Raw genomic sequence first — 18564 nt, forward strand, 5'->3', positions numbered from 1 at the left:
CTCGCAGTTCACTGATCGCTTCGCGGCCAAGGACAAGAAGCCCAGCGGCCAGCACGCCTTCGACAAGGCCTGCGCGGCCATCGCTGTCGAGCACCGCCTGGCGCCGCCGCGTCATCCACAAACCAATGGCATGGTGGAGCGGTTTAATGGCCGGATTAACGAACTGCTGCGGCAGACTCGTTTCGATAGCAGGGCCGATCTGGAGACGACTTTGCTGAACTACCTCAAGCTCTACAACCACCATATTCCACAACGCGCCATCGGCACCAGGACACCGATCCAAGCGCTCAAGGAATGGCAGCGGCAGAAGCCCGAATTATTCGTTAAACGTGTTTATGATCAAACGGGACTCGACAAATAGGAGCCATCGTTATGCAGCCAATACCTGTCACCTTCAATCGTTTGAACAATTTGCTTAGGCGGTTCACCCCTTTCCCTGCTGATGCCAATAGACAAAGAGAACCAGTTCAATTGCCTTGCAAGTTCAGCATCCCAGCTTTCGCCGAACATCCTATTGCAATCGTTGCAGATGAAACCTGTGGTCTTCTTTCTGCCACCTATTGCATTCGGGATGATGTGTTCTTTCGTGCGGTTCGTCCCTGATAAAACACTTGCACACAGGGCACATTTCCTAGAATTCATTGTTCATCCTCGATCTGTTCTTTGGCTGCAATCATGGGTGTATTTGACTTTTACATACTTTCACCAATCGGTGAATGTCGCGACATTGCCGAGTCTTACAACTTCATTGACCGGCCGTCCCAATTTTTCTCGCCAATATGCTTCACGGCCCGCCTGATCGCCAGCACCTTCCCATTCAACCACACGTATTTGCGTGGCGCTCAAATATGGGCGCAAGAGAACATTCAAATGATCATCCAGGCCTGAGTAGCCAAAGAGGATGACCTCATCAACTTCGGAAAGGGCAACCCGCAGATAGTCCCAGTATGTAGATAGCACTAACGATGCGGCAATCACAGAAGGCTTGTGCTCCACATGAGTAAGAACGATGTGCTCGCTGGCTTCATTGACCTCCAGGGTGAGATCATCTCTAGCCAGCTTTACCACCTGCTGTCCACGATTGACGAACAACGGCGATCCATGCAAGTGCAAATAATATCCAAAATTGTTGCCGTATCGACGCTCTAGTGCACTTGCCGAAAAGCCTGTTGCAACCATGCCATCTACCAAACAGGCATTGTAATAGCCGCCAAAAACATCATTCGCAATGAACGATGTGTAGAGCAATTTATCGTAGTTTAGTGTTGCCACATGTGACTTTGTGTCCTTCACAAAATCCAATAGCGGGCCCTCAAAATCTGGTGGCAGAACGCCATCGTAGTTATGGAGCTTGGTCGCTACTTTATGGATATATTGGGCGGTGATCTCAGGGAAGTTCTGTCCATCTGCTGTAAGCCAATGTGCTTGTCCAGCTCCAATCTGATTCAGCGCTTTGCAGTACGTCACCGCGCGATGAAGCTGATCTAGTTCGTGCTCACCGACTGGCGCACCTGGACGGCCTATGCAGCGTTCAATGAGGCGTTTGTGTTCATTGGTCAGGAAATACTCTCTGTTCCAAATTTCTGCCAATGCTGTATTAAGTGAGAAGTGGGCCGGATCTAGCGCCATCCCTAGTCCATTACTGAAAATTATGAGCTTCCTTGGCATTTCTTCCCCTCCCACCGATTTTGAGTTTGTTTTTACAAGATCACGAGCAGCAACAGCCTCTGTATGTTCAACCTTCACATAAAGTTGAGTAAGAGACGACCAATGGAGTTCGTCAGGTCACGGGCAAATAGCGCAAGCCACCTTTGAGAATCGCCAGCAAAATGTGACTCGCTGAATCCATTGCGTGAATTCGCAATTGCATTAGTCAGGGTCGGCATGGAATTGACGATCTCAACAGGGAACGGTCCTTGTGCCTGTAGCCGCTTGCTGATGTCGTCCTTCACCACCTTACACAATGGCATGAGATCCGTCAGCCCAGCCTGGTCTGGAACGTTCTTGCGAACGTAGGTCTTGTAAAGTCCTTCCAAGCACGTGTAGCTAAGCGTAGTGGCCCGATTGTACTGGTGAGCATCAATCGCACGGTCAATGTCCTTTAGACTGTTGTTCAGCTTTTCAGAGTTCCAGAGGTCTACAGGAACAACCATGGTGGGCACGGCATAGCCACCACCAAACACGATATTCCTAAGGTTGTCTGCCGCTGGCTTGTCGTGAACTTCAATGTGATTGATGAAGACACGATATAGGCTGAACCTTTCGGGTTCAGGAAGCCCTTGAATGAGATCCCAATAAAAGTCCTTGCGCGAATTTGACTTGCCTTGGCCTTGCCGCAACGGCAGTAACTGCTGGTAGCTGGGAGCGCCAGGATCGATCTGCTGCACCATGCGGCAGAACGTTGCACCACTCACATACAGCTCTTTATTCTCGCTATTGAAGGCTGCAAACAAATAATTGTAGGCAGCGATCCAGTTGACAGTCGATGTCATTTCACCTCCGCAGGCTCAGCCTCCAGCATGTCCGCCTGGCGCACGGCGATGGGCTCAATGAACCTGCTCAGTTCTATCTGCTGCTCCACAAGGAATGGAGCATCTTTCACCTTGTCGTAAAGCTTCAAAAGACGCTGTTCAGCGCGACTCAAGATAATGCTGTACAACAGGGGCTGAATCCTCACCTTGTCGTTGTCTTCGGTGCGGGTGCCGCCTTCACCAGCCTCAATCTGATCGCCGAGGACGAAGCCATCCACCCGCGTTTCAGGCTGGATATACCCCTTCTTCTTCAACTCCTTTACATACTTCCAAATCTGCTCCTTTTCCTTGGAGCCTAGGGAAAGCTTGGTCGTCTTCAAATCAACGATGACCAGGTGGCCCACGCCCACTTCTTCATGTTCCTCGTTGTAGGAAGGCACTGAGTAAAAGCCGATACTGCCGTCACCGCGAATCACAAAGTCTGGCCGATTCAGCGAAGCCTTTTCAGCCGTACCGTCAAACAACTCACGGATGACGGTGGTCATGCCCTTGTTGGACGTGAAGTGGATGGATTCAAACTTATCTCCAAACATCCAAAGGCCCTTGGCAAAGAGCGGCTGGAGTTCTTTGACTTCATCGATTCCAGCAACCTGAATCTTGATCCTCAACTCGTTGATGACTTTGAGCCGGCCCTGAATTTCGTCAAGAACGACCTTCGCCATGCCAATGGTCCACTGGCTCAAAACTTCGTGAAGGGCATCTAGGTCATGCGGGTCTTGGCTGTGAAGGATTTCAAGCAGCCCATACTGCGACTTGCTCTTTTCCAGCTTCGCCAGAATGCCTGTCAGTTGCACGATCTCCTGCTCACCAAAATTAGGGCAAGCATCCACGACTTCATTAACGAACGTGGTGACGCGATCCTTACTCAAAAGTGGCAGGGCATTAACCGACTGGCCCACTCGCTCAAGAACAGCGGTACGCTTATCTTCGCGTTCGGCTTTGCTGGAATCAAAAATGATTTTGCGAATGCAGTCCTGGACCGTCTCGCGGGTTTTCGTCCATGCCTGGTTGTCGTCCTTAAAACCACTCCAGTCACTCAGCACTGCATCTTGAGCATTCAGGTAATCAGCTTTAACTATGAAGGTAAACCGTTTGGCTTCCGAGGTTCGTCCATCAAGAATGCGCTCGTAGTCACTACGACTCCACTTGCAATCACCGACAGCACGCCCTTGCACCCACCATGCCAGCCCATGCTGCTTTGTCGTTTTATCAGCCTTCTTGGTGTCGATGTGAAGGATCGTTACCTCACCATATCCCGGCACAACGACCACACTCCTTGAGAGCAAATTGGGGATGTCGTTGAACGTGATTTCACTGCCATTCAGCTTCACCTTGAACGCTGGGTTTGCAAGGAAGCGACTGCCAATTAATTCACGAGCTTTATCTTCCGAGAACATAAGCCGTGGGATATCACCATTCCCAACAATTTCCGTTCCATGACCAACGACACCTTTATCCGTAAAGGAGACTTCCTCAAGGACCAGTGGATCAGTTGGGGTTCGGTGAACACGGCAGACGAACTCCTGCCCGTTCTTCCTTGAAGTGATCAGGTACTCAGTGGAAAAGCAAAAACTGGCAAAACGTCCTTTACCGTTTTTGCCGAACACAGCTCGCGGCAGTCCTTGAACATCGGCGGGCGGCAGCGTAGTAGCATCACCAGCGCTGAGTCGGTTGTATGCGATGGTCCGCCAAATGTGCTGGAATTCTTCACGAGTCATTCCATGCCCGTTGTCCACAATCCTGAACTGTCTTTCAAACTCATGATCAGGCCATGTAATTTTCACTTCCGTGGCATAAGCGTCCCAGCAGTTGGCGACCAGTTCAACGATGGCTGTGGCGGGATCAGTTATTATGGAGCCAGCATAGCTTTCCAAGAAGCGTTCATCGTAAAGAAGTGTTCTTTGCTCCATTTTATTCCCTTGCTGATTCTTATTTGAAATCAGAAAAATTCAGGCCTACCACAACCTTCTCTAGACTAATTTTCTTCTGACCTGATAGGTCGGCTATTGGCCGACCTCAGACTAAGTCTTCAGGATTCGCGCAATCATGAATCTCTTTTTCCGTCATTTATCCTTCTCCGCCGCTTCATTCCTTGGAAGCGCTAATTGCGCAGCATGCCACTTAGGCGCACGCCAAATTCCAATAACAACTGCCAACAAAGTAATCGGAAGAAAGGAGCCTGCAGTGTACGCAAGATTTGGTGCGTTTCGTGCTAACCCCAAGAATAATCCCAGGATGTAAAACAAGGCATAACTCGCGGCAAGCCAAATCCAAGGATTCAACATGGGACGTTTTGCAAAATAGTTCACTATTTTTGCAAAAATGAATAACAGCGCTAGCCAGATGAGTAGAGAGAAAATTTGCATATTAAGGTATGGTAATTACATGTCTTGTTAAAGTTTTTTACAAGTGCGAGTCGCTTGTGAACGTCCGGATTTTGCCGCACTCCGTCAATGAGCAAGGATACCATCTTGCTCTAATGAAAAGCTCACCAATTATCACATCACCTGCGGCCCCGCGTCATAGCGGGCAAGGCGCATAGTAGAGCTCCCATCCAGGAGGTCTATCATGAACAATCAAGTGAAAGGTTTTGGCCAATCTACGCCGTGGAACAAGGGCAAGTTGGTCGGGCAAAAAGCGCCGCTGCATATAAGTGAAATCTGGGCAATTCGCGTTCACTTGGAAATCTTCGGCAGGGCCCGGGACTTGGCACTCTTCAACTTGGCCATCGATAGCAAATTGCGTGGCTGCGACTTGGTCCAACTGCGTGTCAACGATGTATGCCATGGAGGCCATGTGGCAGCGCGGGCCAGCGTGATGCAGCAGAAAACCAAGCAACCCGTCCAGTTCGAACTCACCGCAGGAACCAGGAAAAGCTTGGGGGACTGGATAGCGGCCGCAGCCCTGCGCCACGGCGACTTTCTTTTCCCAAGTCGAATCTCAGAATCGCCGCACATTTCGACTAGGCAGTACGCGCGTATCGTTCACCAATGGTTCGACGAAATAGGCTTAGACCCGACGGCATACAGCACGCACACGATGCGCCGGACGAAGCCAACACTCATCTACCGGCGCACAAAAAATTTGCGTGCGGTGCAGCTATTGCTGGGCCATACGCGCCTCGAGAGCACCGTACGATATCTGGGCATCGAAGTCGATGACGCACTCGAAATGGCCGAGCAGACAGACGCTTAAGAACAAGGGCGACGCCAGCAGTCGCCCCATTACGCACCTTTGAGCAAAAGGACGGTCGCCATTGGAACCTGCTTGCGGCGCTGCCTGGGAAACACTTTCGTCTCGCAGCGATTCGTGGCGCATCACCCTGACCCCACCCTACGTTTATTCTTTCTTCTTCATCAGACCGGCCAATGTGGAAAACGGATTATGCGTTGCCGGAGCGACCTCGGCCGATTTCAAACCAGGACCCCGGTCGGCCTCAAGATAACGCGAGTGTTCGTTATCGTGGCAGTAAAGGCACAGCAATTCCCAGTTACTGCCATCAGGCGGATTGTTGTCATGATTGTGGTCACGATGGTGCACCGTCAGTTGTGACACATTGGTATGCGTGAATTCGCGCATGCAGCGCCCGCACACCCACGGATACATTTTCAGCGAGCGCTCGCGATAGCCCAGCTCGCGCTGGTCGGCCGCGCGCCGTGCGTCGGCCACAATTTTGTCCAGCCGCGCGGCGTCCGGTTTTTTTCCAATGGTCATGCTTATTTCCTTCCCTTGCTGTTACTTGTTGGCTGGCAGCGCCCACTGGGGGACGCGCTCGATTATATTGGGCCTAACCGACAGATGGTGTTCTTCCAGCTTTGTAGACTGTAGGAGCTCTGCGGATTGTACTCGACAGCGTACTGGCGTCGGCGGGCTCGGCCGCTGGCGCCTCAAAGCCGCCAGTCATTCTGAACAATCGGTTGCACGCTGATCTAGAAGCGCAGATTCTCAAATGAGACATCCGCGTGACGGACTGCGCCACGCTGACAGCCCGATGGACCTAGACGACTACTTCGTGTCGACACCTATCGAAAGAACCTTCGCCAAATCGGCGTCGCTGGAGGTAGGTAGACTTCGGCAGGAATACCTATCAGCGCTGGGCCTGAAAGAGTCGCTCCTTCAAGTGTTTCGCCATCGTTTAGGGCTCTGTTCGCGGCGTCGAGCAACGCACTTCGATGTACGACGTTGCTGAACGTACTCCGAGGCCCTTCGTGGAACTTATGCATTGCAAGGCGAGTAGCGCTTTCGAAGATTGGTTCCAGTTTCAAGTCAAGCTCAATCCACTTGCCGCGCTTGTTTTTTACGCTAAAAGTCAAGGGAAGCGTGACCTTGGCCATGTGAGAAATCAGAACGATCCCGAATGCCTCCGGCACCCAATCAATCAAGCGCCTAGCGAGCATAGGATCTTGAACCAACGCGGCAACTCTGGATTCGATTGCCTCGTCGTCGAAGCCTTCCGAACCAATGATGTCAGCCACTTCTTCGAGTCGTACGGCGGAAAATGAAAGCATGAATGGGAGGCGAAGGTTATTGTTTAGAAAGTGCAGTTTAGAGCGATTGGGAAGTGACCGCTTCTGGCCGGCTCCCGCCGATTGTACTCGACGGCAGGCGGCGCCTGCCGGTCCCGCTGCTGGCGCCCCAACTCGGACCTTCGCTATTCGTCTCTAATTAATTGCGTACTTCGCCGCCACTAATTCATCCTAAAGAGGGCGACAATGAATTTACCAGCAAGCCGACGAAGCTCGATCAATGCGAAGGCAATAAGACCGCCCGCGACAAGGATGGGACCACGCTCGTAGTCACCAAAGGCTAATAAGCCAAGACCTACGGCGAAGAAAAGTGCACAGAACACGTGGAATGCCTTTCGGGCGGAGCGCTGTAATTTCTCCTGCTGTTGCACTTGCTCGGATTTAAATTCGGCTTGATCATTTAGGTCCTTTACAGTCGATTTGATCTCTACTTCAATATTTTTCAAATCACGCGTGTCGAGAACCTTGGTCAATGCAAAACGCGCTTCTTCAACGAGGGAATCACTCCGAGTGGCAATAAGGTAAGCAAGCTCATCATCGCTCATTCGGGCGTACGTCTCTTGAAAATAAATGACTTTCGATTGATCCATATTCTGCTCTAACTCTTCCATACTTGTGTCCGCTTGTGGCCGATTTCTACCTTGTTAATCGCGCTTGCGATTGATATCCCAGGCATGAGCAAGCCGCGTGCCCTCATTTACCTGCAAGATGTTGTCGATTGCCGCCACTTTTCTAAGCGCAGCATTCACATCGAAGCCTTTTCCCTCGACTAAAGCTAACGCTTCATTGTGCAAGGCGTAGGCTAAATGTGCAGCAACGCGTACATCGAGCTGAGCATCATTTTCACTACCAATATAAGAACTCAACAGTAAGCGGATCTCGTACATTGCATTCGCAATGAGTTGAACCTCGGCGCGATCGATACTCATTGGTGACCCTTCAAGACTTTGATGTCCGGTATTGGCCGAACTCGGCCAACAGCACAAAGGATAGCATCTTGCTCAGGTGAAAAATACACGCATTGTCACGGCAGGCAGGCCGAAGTCGCCCCAAAGCGGGCATCACGTCTTCTCTTACCCTGCGGTGCGCTGGGGTAACAACCTCATTCCGATGGCCGCTGGCTGCGGCCCTTTTTGAACCATTTCCACCCTAGAAACGCACCCAATATTGCACCAATAAGCGCCCCAGCTGGAACTGTAAAGAATGTAAAAAATGGCATCGCACCTAGAGTGCTCTTATCGACCCCCAATGCGACCATGCCTTGGGCCAGATAGAACAGGCCGTAGAAACCAGCAAGCCCACCCAAAACCAGGCCGCTAATGGCCACAACGAAGATTTTTAGGCCACCAATAAGTAAGTTCATGACTGGATCACTCGCACAAACTTTGAAAGTTGCTTATCCATAAGTCCTTTCGCCCGTGTACTTATCACTACCCTTGTCTGCTTTTGGCCGATAGCCGAAAATCGCTGCATTGAGTTACGGGGCCTCAGCGTCGTCTATCAGCTGCCGCACAAATTCCTTAGTCGCTAAAAATGGTGCAATACATCCCTCAACATAAGCCGCCTTTTCTTCAAATGCGGAAGGCCAATCACGGCTTTGTGCATCCCGCTTCAGCTGCGCCTTCACAGTCGGGAGCACAACGTTATTGGGCAGCGAATTGAGCCATTGCAGATGGCGCTCGACATCGCCAGACTTTCCCGCTATGCGATAAGCTTCCAGCATCGCATCCGAAATTTTGCGTGCCAATGAATGCACAAATGGACTTCCCCAAAGGTCGATATCATCAGGATTTTCTTGGAACTTTGCTTCCGCGACCAGACGCCACAGCGCGAGCAATTCAATGGGGTCAGATATTTCCAGTAATGGTTTCATGTATTTATGCCTTGAATCGTCCGCTTTTGGCCGATTCCTACCATACGCAAATTAGTACGGCGCAATGCTCCGCCTCGCCCTGTCACTCTTTGCGCGCCGCCAGTTTCCAGCCCATACACGCCATCGGGATGTACGCCCCGATCAGGTCGACGGCGTTGAACCACGCCGGCGATGGCAGCATCAACACGCTGGCGACGCCTCCCGCCAGGAAGAAGGCGCCAATGACCAGCGCCATCTGAAGCTTGCGGTTTGCCGCGACAACGGCCGCGACCGCCGCGCCCGCGAGCGTGCCGAGGGCGTGCGCGAGAAACGGAAAGAGGAAGTGCTTAGGCTCGAACAGATGCATCGACGCCTTCAGTCCCTCCATCGTGGTCACGTTCGCGCCGTTCGGCGGCGGGATCACGCTGCCGCTCACGCCGATGAGCCCCATATTGACCACGCTGCCGATGACGATACCCGCCACCACCGCCAGAATGTTTCTCATCAATGGATGCATGCCGCCCTCCTGTCGCCCGCGATTCGACCGCGATTCGACCAGTTAACCATCAAAAAGGGCGCGAACCCTGCGCGCCCTTGCCTTCAATCAGAAGTCCTTCTCACCCTTGATCACCTCGGGATACCCCGTCATCGCGCGCGAGGTCTGCATGCCGGCCATGACGGCGGCCTCCACGCAGCCCGCGTTCAAGCCGGTCTTGATCCAGTCCCCGGTCAGAAACAGGTTGGCGAAGCCGGATTCGTCGGCGGCGAGGCGGTACTTGGTGGAGTTCACCACCGACATCACGTAGCGCTCGGACGGATCGACGTTGGCGCGCCAGTACTGGCTGTCGAATCGCGCCGGACCGACGGCCGTCTGGTCCGGATCGACCAGCCAGTTCCAGGGGAAGGCGCCGGACGGCCCGGCCGCCGACCACAGCGCGGAGATCTCCTTGCTCAACTGGTTCACGGCGCCCTCCTTCGCGATCGCCGTCATCTTGCCCGGGAAGGCGTGGTCGCTGGCCGGCGGATAGCTGGCCACCGGCAGCGCGCTGCAGAAGTAGGATACGTTCTTCGGATCGAGCGTCGCCGGCCACTCTTCGCGGCACAGCAGTTGGTCCATCGGCGCCCAGGTGTCGTAGGGCTCGGTGAAGCCGCTCAGCACCGGCTGCTGGCCTTCCGGCTGGGTGGTCCAGCCCATTTGCGCCAGGTCCTTGTCCAGCCAGACCTGGTAGGCCTGCGTGGCCACGGTCTTCACCTTTTCGGACGCGGTGCGCAGCTTGGGACTCAGTTCCAGCAGTTGCGGGCACAGCGCCGGCAGCGAGCCGATCGAGATGCCGAACACCACCTTGTCGAAGTCCACGCCACGCTTGAGGGTGCGCTCGGGCAGCGGATGGCCGAACTTGTCCTGGTACAGCCGCGGCCAGTCGGTCCAGTAGGATTCGAGGTTGACGTTGTTCTCCTGCAGCACGGCGGCCTGCTCCGGGTCGATCTGGCCGTAGTTCGGCGTGGACGGCCAGCAGCCCAGGCCCTTCACGTCCACCAGCGGGTCGTAGCCGTCCCCCGCCAGCTTCACCTGCCGCGTCATGCGGATGGCGCCGATCTCGCCGTTCTCGGGCACCAGTTCCTCGACCTTGCTGAAGAACTCGAACTTCACGCCGCGTTTTTTCAGCACCTCGTACATCGGCGTGAAGATGGTGTCGCCCATGCCGGCCTGCATCTTGAACATGATGCCGCCCTTGTAGGCCAGGCCGATGCGCATCATCGAGCGCAGGATCGTGCCCGCCTCCACGTTCGGCTTGTCGTAGTCGCCGTCCTCGTAGGCGAACACCAGGTCGTAGAAGCCGCGCACGGGCGCCGAGTTCACGCAGTATTCCTCGGAGCCGCCGTGCTTGCGCAGCCAGTCGCGGAAGTCGATGTCGTTGATGACGTCGAAGCCGTCGATGAACACGTCGTCCTCGAACATGCCTTTCATGACCGTGATGCCCAGGTCCAGGCAGATGAAGATGCGGCGCAGGTCGTCGTTGCCGTCGATCAGGTCCTCGTAGCGCGCGCGCAGCCAGGCGCGGATGCCGCCCAGCGCGCCGGACAGCACGGTGTGCTGCGAGCGCTCGTGGCTGTGCGCGTCCGGCGACAGGTTGCTCACCAGCGCCATCAGCGCGCCGGCGGACACCACCAGGTCGTCCGCCAGTTCCAGCGCCTCGCCGCGCACCTCGTCGGCCAGGTGGTGCAGCCAGCCCGGCAGGCCGCCTTCGCGCGGCGCGGCCTTCTCATGCTCCATGTCGGCCGTGATGTCCTTGATTTGCTTGAGCCACTGCTCGATCCAGGCCACCATGGCCACCGCCATCTGCCACAGCGTGATGTCCTCGCCGCCCTCGCCCGGCTCGCCGGGCAGGGTCGGGAACACGATGGACCAGTTGCGCCATTCCTTGTTCACCAGTTCGGACAGGGCCACGTAGTCCTGCTGCTTGAACGCGTCCTCCCACGTCGCGAGCGGCGAGCCGGGCGGACGACCCAGCGCGGCGTAGGCTTCCTTGATCATCTTGAAGGCGTTGGCGTAGAAGCCGAACCAGATGTGCAGGCCGTGCTCCTCGATGCGCTGGCCCATGGCCGCGTTGCGGCCGCTGGCGCCCTTGCCGCCCAGGCGCCAGCCCTGCTGGTAGACGGTGATGTCGTAATTGTTTTCCCAGCCCGGCTGCTCGGTGAGGTAGTAGGCGGTGGTCATGGAGCCGACGCCGCCGCCGAGGATGGCGATCTTTTCCGGTTCGACATTGGAATTGTCGATCAGCTCCTCGCCCGGCATGGCGGTGAAGTCGAAGTTCACGTGGAAGGGCAGGATGGCCTCCTGCGGGCCGAGGCGCAGGCCCAGCGTCTCGTTCAGCGGGAAGCTGTCGAAGGCGTGCAGCGTGCACTGGTAGTCGTAGCCCAGCAGCTTGGCGCTGTGCAGTTTCTCGATCTCGGCCGGCGCCGCCACGATGCCCTGGTACACGGCCTTGATGCCGGCGCTGTCCGGGAACTGCTTGAGGAAGATCTGGTCGATGCGCGGGTCGCGCAGCAGCGAGAAGATGTCTTCCCAGCCCTCCTTGTCCATGTTGAAGAAGTCCGGCACCGTCAGGAACAGCTGGATGGCCTCCTCGATCAGGTCGCCGATGCTCTCCAGCGGCTTTTCCTTGCCGTTCGGCGTGGTCGCGTTCACCTCCAGCAGCGGGTGCATGGCGATCTTCGTTTCCGGAGAAAAGGGCTGGAAACCCTTGGCGGACACGGAACAGCGCAGCGGCGGCTGGCCCTCGGTGGGGATCTCGTACTCGCTCAGGTATTTCGGGTAGCCGAACAGCTCGCGCCCGTTGATGAGCGCCATCGCGTCGTCGACGAAGATGTGGCAGGGGTACCAGTAGATGTGGTCCAGCTTGCCGTCCTTGTCCATCGCGCCCGTCATCACCCAGGTGACGATGTCGATCTCCGTGATCCAGCCCTTGGCCTGGTCCACCGCCACCGCCGAATCGGCGTGGTTGACGCGGGTGAAGGTGATCATCACGTACGGCGACAGCGCCTTGAAGCGCATGCGGCCGTTGGCCACCGTGTTCAGGCTGGTGTCCAGCGTGCGCTGCAGCTTGGCCAGGTCGCCCTTGACGAAGTAGCCGTACATTTCGGACTGCTTGAGTTGCAGCGGCGAGTGCATCATGACCGAACCGCCGGGGTAAAGGTAGGAAGGACGTGCCAAGATGTGTCTCCGCGTATAGGTTGGGGAAACATAGTGTATTGCAAAGTGCGCCATTGTTGCCCATAAGAATACAAATACCCTCTCGGCGTGTGGGCATATTACAATTCCGTCCAGATGGCACAGACAAGGAACACAGCATGAGCGCCGATGCGCGCGCCTGGGTACGCATGCCGTCCGGCAAGCGGCTGGATTTGCTCGACCCGACGCCCTTCGATTGGGAGGACGCCGACCTGGCCCTGGGTCTGGCGCGCACCTACCGCTGGGGCGGCCACTCGGCCTGGCCGCTGCCGCTGTCGGTGGCCCAGCATTCGCTGACGGTGATGCAGCTGCGGCGCGACTGGGCGGCGGCGCCGCTGGCGCCGGTGCTGGAATTGCGCGAGCTGCTGCACGACGCCGAGGAGGGCTTGCTGGGCTTCGATTGCATCTCGGTGCTGAAGCCCTTCCTCGGCGACGGTTTCCGCGCGCTGAGCCAGCGCCTGGAAAGCGCGGTGTTCCTGCGCTACGGCGTGCCGCACTGGACCACGGCCGAACACCGCGTGCACAAGCGCGCGGACAGGCTGGCGGCCGCCAGCGAGGCGCTGCACGTGGTAGGCTGGTCGCGCGAGGAGGTGCGCGGCACGCTCAAGATCCGCGCGTTGCCGCTGGAAACGGACCCGCTGCAGGCCGTCTACGGGGGCCGGCCGTGGGAGCCGTGGCCGCCCGGGCTCGCCTGCGAACGCTACCTGGAGGCACTGGACAATCTTAAGCAACGCCTGTAAAACGACACCGCGGGCGTTTCATCATGTTTGCGGGCTAAGAAGCCGTTTTTAAAGCGCTTTTTTCGCTTATCCACATCAATTGTGGATAACGATGTGGAAAACCCACTCTTGACAAGCCGGAGAGGCAGTACTGGAGCGGGTTTCAACAAAATGCCCGTTTCAGAGGCAATTTTTTTCATCAAAAGAATCAATTACTTACAGAATCGCTCATACGGCTTTCGCGACAATTTTTTGCCAGATGAAAAAATATTTCGGACCTGTTCCCGGGGCTGCGGCGGCGACTATCAAGTGCCTGCCCGGAACCCTTTGACAAAAATGCAGGCGAGGAATAGTGTTGCTGAAGCAGATGCACTCACAGGCGGCGCGTGGGCACCACGCGAGAGCCTTACAAATGACTAGCCACGGGATCGTGCATGGACGTGAAACAAGATACCAGCGCCGACTGGATGATAGAAGAAGATACTCCCGCGAACGCGGATCAGAATGGCGCCGCCGTCCCGGCGCCTTGGCGCGTGCTGATCGTCGACGACGACGTCGATGTGCACGTCGTCACCAAGTTCTCCCTGAGTAACGCCTGCTTCCAGGGACGCCGTCTCAGCTTCCTGCACGCCTACAGCGGCGACGAGGCGCTGCACGTGCTGCGCACCACGCCCGATATTGCGTTGGTGCTGCTGGACGTCATCATGGAAACCAGCGAGGCCGGCCTGAAGGTGGCGCGCCAGATCCGCGACGAGCTGGGCAACCGGCTGGTGCGCATCGTGCTGCGCACCGGGCAGCCGGGCCAGGCGCTGGAGCACAGCATCATCCTCGATTACGACATCAACGATTTCTGGTGCAAGAGCGACCTCACCACGCGCAAGCTGTTCACCACCGTCATCTCCTCGCTGCGCGGCTACGCCGGCCTGGTGGACGCCGAACACCGCGTGCAGGCCTTGCAGGCGCAGCTGGCGCGCGCCGTGGGCTTCACGCTGGACGCCGAAGGCCGTATCCAGGAAGCCAGTCCCAAGGCGGCCGCGCTGCTGGGCGCCGAGCGCGAGCAGCTGCATGGCCTGCACCTTTCCGCCGGCGCGGAAGAGGTCCCCGCCGAGGCGCCGCCGGCAAAGTACTGGATGCACATACAGTAATCATCGCGCCGGCAACTCCCGCCATCTTGCCGCGTAAACGCCGGCATCGCGTCAACCCAGAACCCGCAGCCGCCGCTAAGTGGCGGATTGTTAAGCGCTTTTTCCGATATCCACAGCGATTGTGGATATCTTTGTGGATAATAGCCACTTGACAGCCCAAAGAGCCCGTAGCTATGCGGGTTTCTACAAACTGCCCGTTCAAAAGGCAGAATTTATACCCTTAAAAATCAATAACTTGGGGAATCGCGGAAAGCGGGGCAAAAAAATATCGACAGTTTTCTTGTTGACATTTTTTGTGCATAACTGGCGGTGGCGCGGCGCGGACCGCGCCGCGCGCGAGATGCGCTCCGATGTCGGAAAGATGGGGTTTATTGGGGGACTTTGCGGCGCAGGTTGGGATGCAGCAGCACCCGCTCTATGACGTCCGGGCCGACATTGTTAGACTTCAGATACTCTATCGCACACAAGGTACTGAAACAGTTCTGCACTGCTATGCCCTTGTCGACGATCTCGCTGCAACGCTCATCGTGGCGTTGTTGTGGGGGCGCCAGCGGCCGCTGCTGGCTGGGGAGTGTCGTTGCATCCATCACAGTCCTTCACAGGTTCGCCCGGGGTATCCCGTGACAGGAGTATCGAACAATAATTTCCAAAGTCAAGGATAATGGCGACATGATTCCCGAAGACAATCGCCCTCGCCCCAAGTCCCTGACCGACCTGTTTTTCTCCTTCACCATCCTGGCGCTGCAAGGTTTCGGCGGCGTGCTCGCCATCGTCCAGCGCGAAATGGTGGAACGCAAACGCTGGCTCACCCAGGAAGAATTCCTCGAGGAATGGGCGGTCGCGCAGATCATGCCCGGCCCCAACGTCGTCAACCTCTCGCTGATCATCGGCGCGCGCTACTTCGGCCTGCCCGGCGCCATGGCCGCGCTGGCCGGCATGCTGACGGTGCCGCTGCTGGTGGTCGTGCTGCTGGCCTTGATCCACTCGCGCTTCGCCGACCACCCCGGCGTGGCCGGCGCTCTGCGCGGCATGGCGGCCGTTTCGGCGGGCATGATCGCCGCCACCGGGCTCAAGCTCGCCACCTCGCTGCGCAACCATCCACTGCCGCTGTGGCTGGGACTGGGCGCCGCCGTGCTCGCCGTGCTCATGGTGGCCCTGCTGCGGGTGCCGCTGTTCTATGTACTGATGGGCATAGGCGGCCTGTGCTGCGTCATCACCCACCGCAGGCTGAAACCATGAACCCTCCCATCGAAATCGTGCTCAGCTGGAGCGACTGGGCCGGCCTGTTCGCGCACTACATGCTGCTGTCGCTGATGTCGGTGGGCGGCGCCATTTCCACCACGGCCGAGATGCACCGCTACCTGGTCGAGCAGCACCAGTGGCTGACGCCGGCGCAGTTCAACGACGCGATCGCCATCGCGCAGGCGGCGCCGGGACCCAATGTGCTGTTCGTGGCGCTGATGGGATGGAACGTGGGCCTGAACGCGGGCAGCTACGCCGCCGCCGTGCTGGGCGTGCTGGTGACGATGACGGGCATCATGATCCCCAGCACCACCCTCACCTACATGGCCGCGCAATGGATGCACCGCAACCGCCAATTGCGCGCGGTGCGGGCTTTCAAGCAGGGCATGGCGCCGGTGGTGGTGGGGCTGCTGGTGGCGACCGGCATCATCCTGGCCACCGCCAACGCGCACACGGCGCGGGACTGGCCGCTGTGGGCGCTGGCCGCCGCGGCCGGCGTGGTCGTGTGGCGCACGCGGCTGCACATGCTGTGGCTGCTCGCGGCCGGCGGCGCGCTGGGCTGGTTCCAGCTGGTCTAGAGCCGCGCGTCGAGCGAGTAGCGCCCCGCCCCGGACAGGGCGATGGTGCCGAACACGATCAGCAGCAACCAGCCGAACTGCCCCTCCGCCACGCTCCAGCCGGGATGCACGAGGAACATCGACACGCCCAGCAGGAACACGACGGGCAGCGCCGCCAGCCGCGTCAGCAGTCCCAGGGCGATCAGCAGCGGACACGCCACCTCGGCCAGCAGCGCGCACCACAGCGTGACGGCGCGCCCCATGCCCAGCGGATCGTCGATGCGCAGCAGCTCCTCCTGGTAGTGCGCGATCTTGGGCAGACCGTGCACCCACAGCAGTAGCAGCGCCCCCGCCACGCGGGCGAACAGCAGGCCGATGTCCGGCGTGGACGGCCCGCTCAGCTTGCGCAGCAGTCCCCTCATTTGTTCTGGTATCCGCCGTAGTGCTTCACGGGGCTCCAGTCCGGCGCGATGTCCGGCGCGGGCTGGACCAGTTGCGGGAACTCCTGGCCCGCGTAGACCACCTTGCCGTTCACGATGGTCAGGCTGCTTTCCAGGTTCTTGATCTGCTCGGCGGGTATGGAGAAGTAGTCCCGCGGCAGCACCACCAGGTCGGCGTACTGGCCCTTGGCGATCACGCCCTTCAGCTTTTCCTCGCCGCTCATCCACGCGCTGCCGGACGTCATCAGCTTCAGCGCCTCGTAGCGGCTCAGCACGTCTTTGGGCTGCCACAGGCTCAGGCCGCCGGCGGTCTTGCCCGTCACCGCCCAGTACAGCGACGGCCACGGCCCGTAGCTGCTCACGCGGGTGCCGTCCGTGCCCAGGCCCACCGGCACCTTCATGTCCAGCATCTTGCGGATGGGCGGCATCTGGCGCGTCTGCGCGCCGTACTGCTTCCAGTAATGCTCGCCCTGGAAGTACATGCGGTCCTGCACCGCGATGCCGCCGCCCAGCGCCTTCACGCGGGCCAGCTGCGCGTCGGTGATGGTCTCGGCGTGGTCGAAGAACCAGCGCAGGCCCTTCAGCGGCACTTCCTTGTTCACCTTCTCGATCACCGCCAGGTCGCGGTCGATGGACTCGCCATAGGTGGCGTGGATGCGGAACGGCCAGCGGTTCTTGACCAGCAGCCGCAGCACGGCCTCCAGCTCGCCCTCCATGTGCGCCGGCATGTCCGGACGCGGCTCCAGGAAGTTCTCGAAGTCGGCCGCGCTCCACACCAGGTTCTCGCCCGCGCCCTCGGTGGTGTAGCCGTTGGCGTAGAACATGTGCTGGTTGGCGTCCGGCTTGGTCAGCGTCAGCCAGCGCTGGTAGTCCTCCAGTTCCTTGCCGGGCTTTTGCGCGAACAGGTAGTAGGACGTGCGCACGGTGAGCTTGCCGTCCTTGGCCAGCTCCACGGTCACGCCGTAATCGTCGGGGAAGTTCTGGCCGCCGCCGCCGGCGTCGATCGCGCTGGTCACGCCCAGGCGGTTCAGTTCGCGGTAGTAGTGCAGCGTGGAATTGACCTGCTGCTCGCGCGGCAGCACATTGGTCTTGGCCAGCGTGGTGTACAGGATCAGCGCGTTCGGCTTGGCGATCAGCTTGCCGGTGGGCTTGCCGTCCGCGTCCAGCTCCACCACGCCGTCCTTGAACTTGGTGTCCCTGGTGTAGCCCAGCGTCTGCACGCCCTTCTGGTTCAGGAAGCCCAGGCCGTACAGGTAGAGCAGGAAGACCGGCTTGTCCGGCACCGCCGCGTTGATTTCCTCCAGCGTCGGCAGGCGCTTCTCCTCGAACTGGAATTCGTTCCAGCCGCCCACGACCTTGATCCACGCGCCCTCCGGCGTGCGGGCGGCCTGCTCCTTCAGCATCTCCAGCGCGCGCTTGAGCGACGTCACGCCGTCCCAGCGCAGCTCGGCGTTGTAGTTCAAGCCCTCGCGGATCACGTGGATGTGCGAGTCGTTCAAGCCGGGAATGACGGTGCGGCCGCCGGCGTCGATCAATTGCGTTTGGGGGGATTTAAGCTTGAGCACCTGGGCGTTGCTGCCCACGGCCTCGATCTTGCCGTCCTTCATGGCCACCGCCTGGGCGTACGCGCCCTCGCGGGTCATGGTGGCGATCTTGCCGTTGGTGATGATGAGGTCGGCCGCCGCCTGCGCGGCGGGGACGGCGGAAACTATGCCGGCTGCGAACAAAGCCGCAGGCAGCACCAGCCTGGTGAAAACCGGAGTCATGTTGTAATCCTAAAATTGAAGACACATCAAAAACGGCGGCCGGCCGGCGCTGC

General features: G+C 58.1%; 22 protein-coding genes. 6 read left to right on the forward strand and 16 right to left on the reverse strand.

All coding sequences use genetic code 11. From position 1 onward, the window contains the following. Positions 1-361: integrase core domain-containing protein (locus BM436_RS05565; protein WP_143132980.1), on the forward strand; the 361-nt coding region annotated here is incomplete at its 5' end. Here BM436_RS05565 and BM436_RS38665 read toward each other — a convergent pair. The 5 genes from BM436_RS38665 to BM436_RS35970 all read right to left on the reverse strand — a co-directional run bounded on the left by BM436_RS38665 (position 340) and on the right by BM436_RS35970 (position 4897). Next, positions 340-642, reverse strand: a complete 303-nt coding sequence (locus BM436_RS38665; RefSeq protein WP_093554400.1) for an HNH endonuclease — start codon at positions 640-642, stop codon at positions 340-342. The two genes, BM436_RS05565 and BM436_RS38665, sit on opposite strands and share 22 nt — an antisense overlap. 60 nt (positions 643-702) lie before the next feature. After that, positions 703-1746, reverse strand: coding sequence for a DUF4917 family protein (locus BM436_RS05575; RefSeq protein WP_218164818.1), 1044 nt, complete (start codon positions 1744-1746; stop codon positions 703-705). Further along, a complete protein-coding gene (locus BM436_RS05580; RefSeq protein ID WP_093554404.1) occupies positions 1743-2492 on the reverse strand; it encodes a hypothetical protein in 750 nt (249 codons plus the stop codon). Before BM436_RS05580 ends, BM436_RS05575 begins: the two co-directional genes overlap by 4 nt. Further along, positions 2489-4441, reverse strand: coding sequence for an ATP-binding protein (locus tag BM436_RS05585; protein ID WP_093554406.1), 1953 nt, complete (start codon positions 4439-4441; stop codon positions 2489-2491). Before BM436_RS05585 ends, BM436_RS05580 begins: the two co-directional genes overlap by 4 nt. A 153-nt stretch (positions 4442-4594) precedes the next feature. Beyond that, complete coding sequence (locus BM436_RS35970) at positions 4595-4897, reverse strand: hypothetical protein (RefSeq protein WP_143132981.1); 303 nt, start codon at positions 4895-4897, stop codon at positions 4595-4597. A gap of 202 nt (positions 4898-5099) precedes the next feature. On the opposite strand from BM436_RS35970, the gene BM436_RS05590 reads away from it, so the two are divergent. After that, positions 5100-5726, forward strand: coding sequence for a tyrosine-type recombinase/integrase (locus tag BM436_RS05590; RefSeq protein WP_093554408.1), 627 nt, complete (start codon positions 5100-5102; stop codon positions 5724-5726). 144 nt (positions 5727-5870) lie between these two features. On the opposite strand, the gene BM436_RS05595 is transcribed toward BM436_RS05590, so the two are convergent. The 8 genes from BM436_RS05595 to BM436_RS05615 form a co-directional block, all read right to left on the reverse strand. Beyond that, positions 5871-6245 (reverse strand): YajD family HNH nuclease, encoded by a 375-nt coding sequence (locus BM436_RS05595; protein WP_093554410.1) that lies wholly within the window; start codon positions 6243-6245, stop codon positions 5871-5873. A 308-nt stretch (positions 6246-6553) separates the two neighbouring features. Beyond that, positions 6554-7039 (reverse strand): hypothetical protein, encoded by a 486-nt coding sequence (locus BM436_RS35975; RefSeq protein ID WP_143132982.1) that lies wholly within the window; start codon positions 7037-7039, stop codon positions 6554-6556. Positions 7040-7218: 179 nt separating this feature from the next. After that, positions 7219-7668 carry a hypothetical protein gene (locus BM436_RS05600; protein ID WP_143132983.1) on the reverse strand — a complete coding sequence of 150 codons (450 nt, stop codon included), beginning with the start codon at positions 7666-7668 and terminating at the stop codon, positions 7219-7221. 33 nt (positions 7669-7701) lie between these two features. Then, the gene (locus tag BM436_RS05605; RefSeq protein ID WP_229489157.1) at positions 7702-7986 is read right to left on the reverse strand and encodes a hypothetical protein; all 285 of its coding nucleotides are present in this window, start codon (positions 7984-7986) and stop codon (positions 7702-7704) included. A gap of 173 nt (positions 7987-8159) precedes the next feature. Further along, positions 8160-8420, reverse strand: a complete 261-nt coding sequence (locus BM436_RS35980; protein ID WP_143132984.1) for a hypothetical protein — start codon at positions 8418-8420, stop codon at positions 8160-8162. Positions 8421-8534: 114 nt separating this feature from the next. Continuing rightward, the gene (locus BM436_RS35985) at positions 8535-8930 is read right to left on the reverse strand and encodes a hypothetical protein (RefSeq protein WP_143132985.1); all 396 of its coding nucleotides are present in this window, start codon (positions 8928-8930) and stop codon (positions 8535-8537) included. An 82-nt stretch (positions 8931-9012) separates the two neighbouring features. After that, a complete protein-coding gene (locus BM436_RS05610) occupies positions 9013-9426 on the reverse strand; it encodes a hypothetical protein (protein WP_093554414.1) in 414 nt (137 codons plus the stop codon). Between the two features lie 87 nt (positions 9427-9513). Beyond that, positions 9514-12624: an NAD(P)-binding protein gene (locus BM436_RS05615; protein WP_229489161.1), complete on the reverse strand. Its 3111-nt coding sequence runs from the start codon at positions 12622-12624 to the stop codon at positions 9514-9516. 137 nt (positions 12625-12761) lie between these two features. On the opposite strand from BM436_RS05615, the gene BM436_RS05620 reads away from it, so the two are divergent. Both BM436_RS05620 and BM436_RS05625 read left to right on the forward strand, forming a co-directional pair. After that, a complete protein-coding gene (locus BM436_RS05620) occupies positions 12762-13382 on the forward strand; it encodes a phosphohydrolase (protein WP_177306971.1) in 621 nt (206 codons plus the stop codon). Between the two features lie 413 nt (positions 13383-13795). Beyond that, positions 13796-14506 carry a response regulator gene (locus tag BM436_RS05625; protein WP_093554418.1) on the forward strand — a complete coding sequence of 237 codons (711 nt, stop codon included), beginning with the start codon at positions 13796-13798 and terminating at the stop codon, positions 14504-14506. Positions 14507-14874: 368 nt separating this feature from the next. Here BM436_RS05625 and BM436_RS05630 read toward each other — a convergent pair whose 3' ends face one another. Continuing rightward, on the reverse strand, positions 14875-15093 hold the full coding sequence (locus BM436_RS05630; protein WP_093554420.1) for a hypothetical protein: 219 nt from the start codon (positions 15091-15093) through the stop codon (positions 14875-14877). A gap of 82 nt (positions 15094-15175) precedes the next feature. Between BM436_RS05630 and BM436_RS05635 the strand changes: the two genes are divergently transcribed. Together BM436_RS05635 and BM436_RS05640 are read left to right on the forward strand one after the other, a co-directional pair. Next, the gene (locus BM436_RS05635; protein WP_093554422.1) at positions 15176-15745 is read left to right on the forward strand and encodes a chromate transporter; all 570 of its coding nucleotides are present in this window, start codon (positions 15176-15178) and stop codon (positions 15743-15745) included. Beyond that, entirely contained in the window at positions 15742-16326 is a 585-nt protein-coding gene (locus tag BM436_RS05640) for a chromate transporter (protein ID WP_093554424.1), read from the forward strand. Before BM436_RS05635 ends, BM436_RS05640 begins: the two co-directional genes overlap by 4 nt. Here BM436_RS05640 and BM436_RS05645 read toward each other — a convergent pair. Both BM436_RS05645 and BM436_RS05650 read right to left on the reverse strand, forming a co-directional pair. Continuing rightward, positions 16323-16727: a DoxX family protein gene (locus BM436_RS05645; protein WP_093554426.1), complete on the reverse strand. Its 405-nt coding sequence runs from the start codon at positions 16725-16727 to the stop codon at positions 16323-16325. The genes BM436_RS05640 and BM436_RS05645 overlap by 4 nt on opposite strands. After that, positions 16724-18511 (reverse strand): amidohydrolase, encoded by a 1788-nt coding sequence (locus tag BM436_RS05650; protein ID WP_093554428.1) that lies wholly within the window; start codon positions 18509-18511, stop codon positions 16724-16726. The genes BM436_RS05645 and BM436_RS05650 overlap by 4 nt, the downstream gene beginning before the upstream one ends. Positions 18512-18564: the final 53 nt, after the last annotated feature.

The sequence above is a fragment of the Pseudoduganella namucuonensis genome (assembly GCF_900116645.1).
Classification (GTDB): domain Bacteria; phylum Pseudomonadota; class Gammaproteobacteria; order Burkholderiales; family Burkholderiaceae_D; genus Rugamonas; species Rugamonas namucuonensis.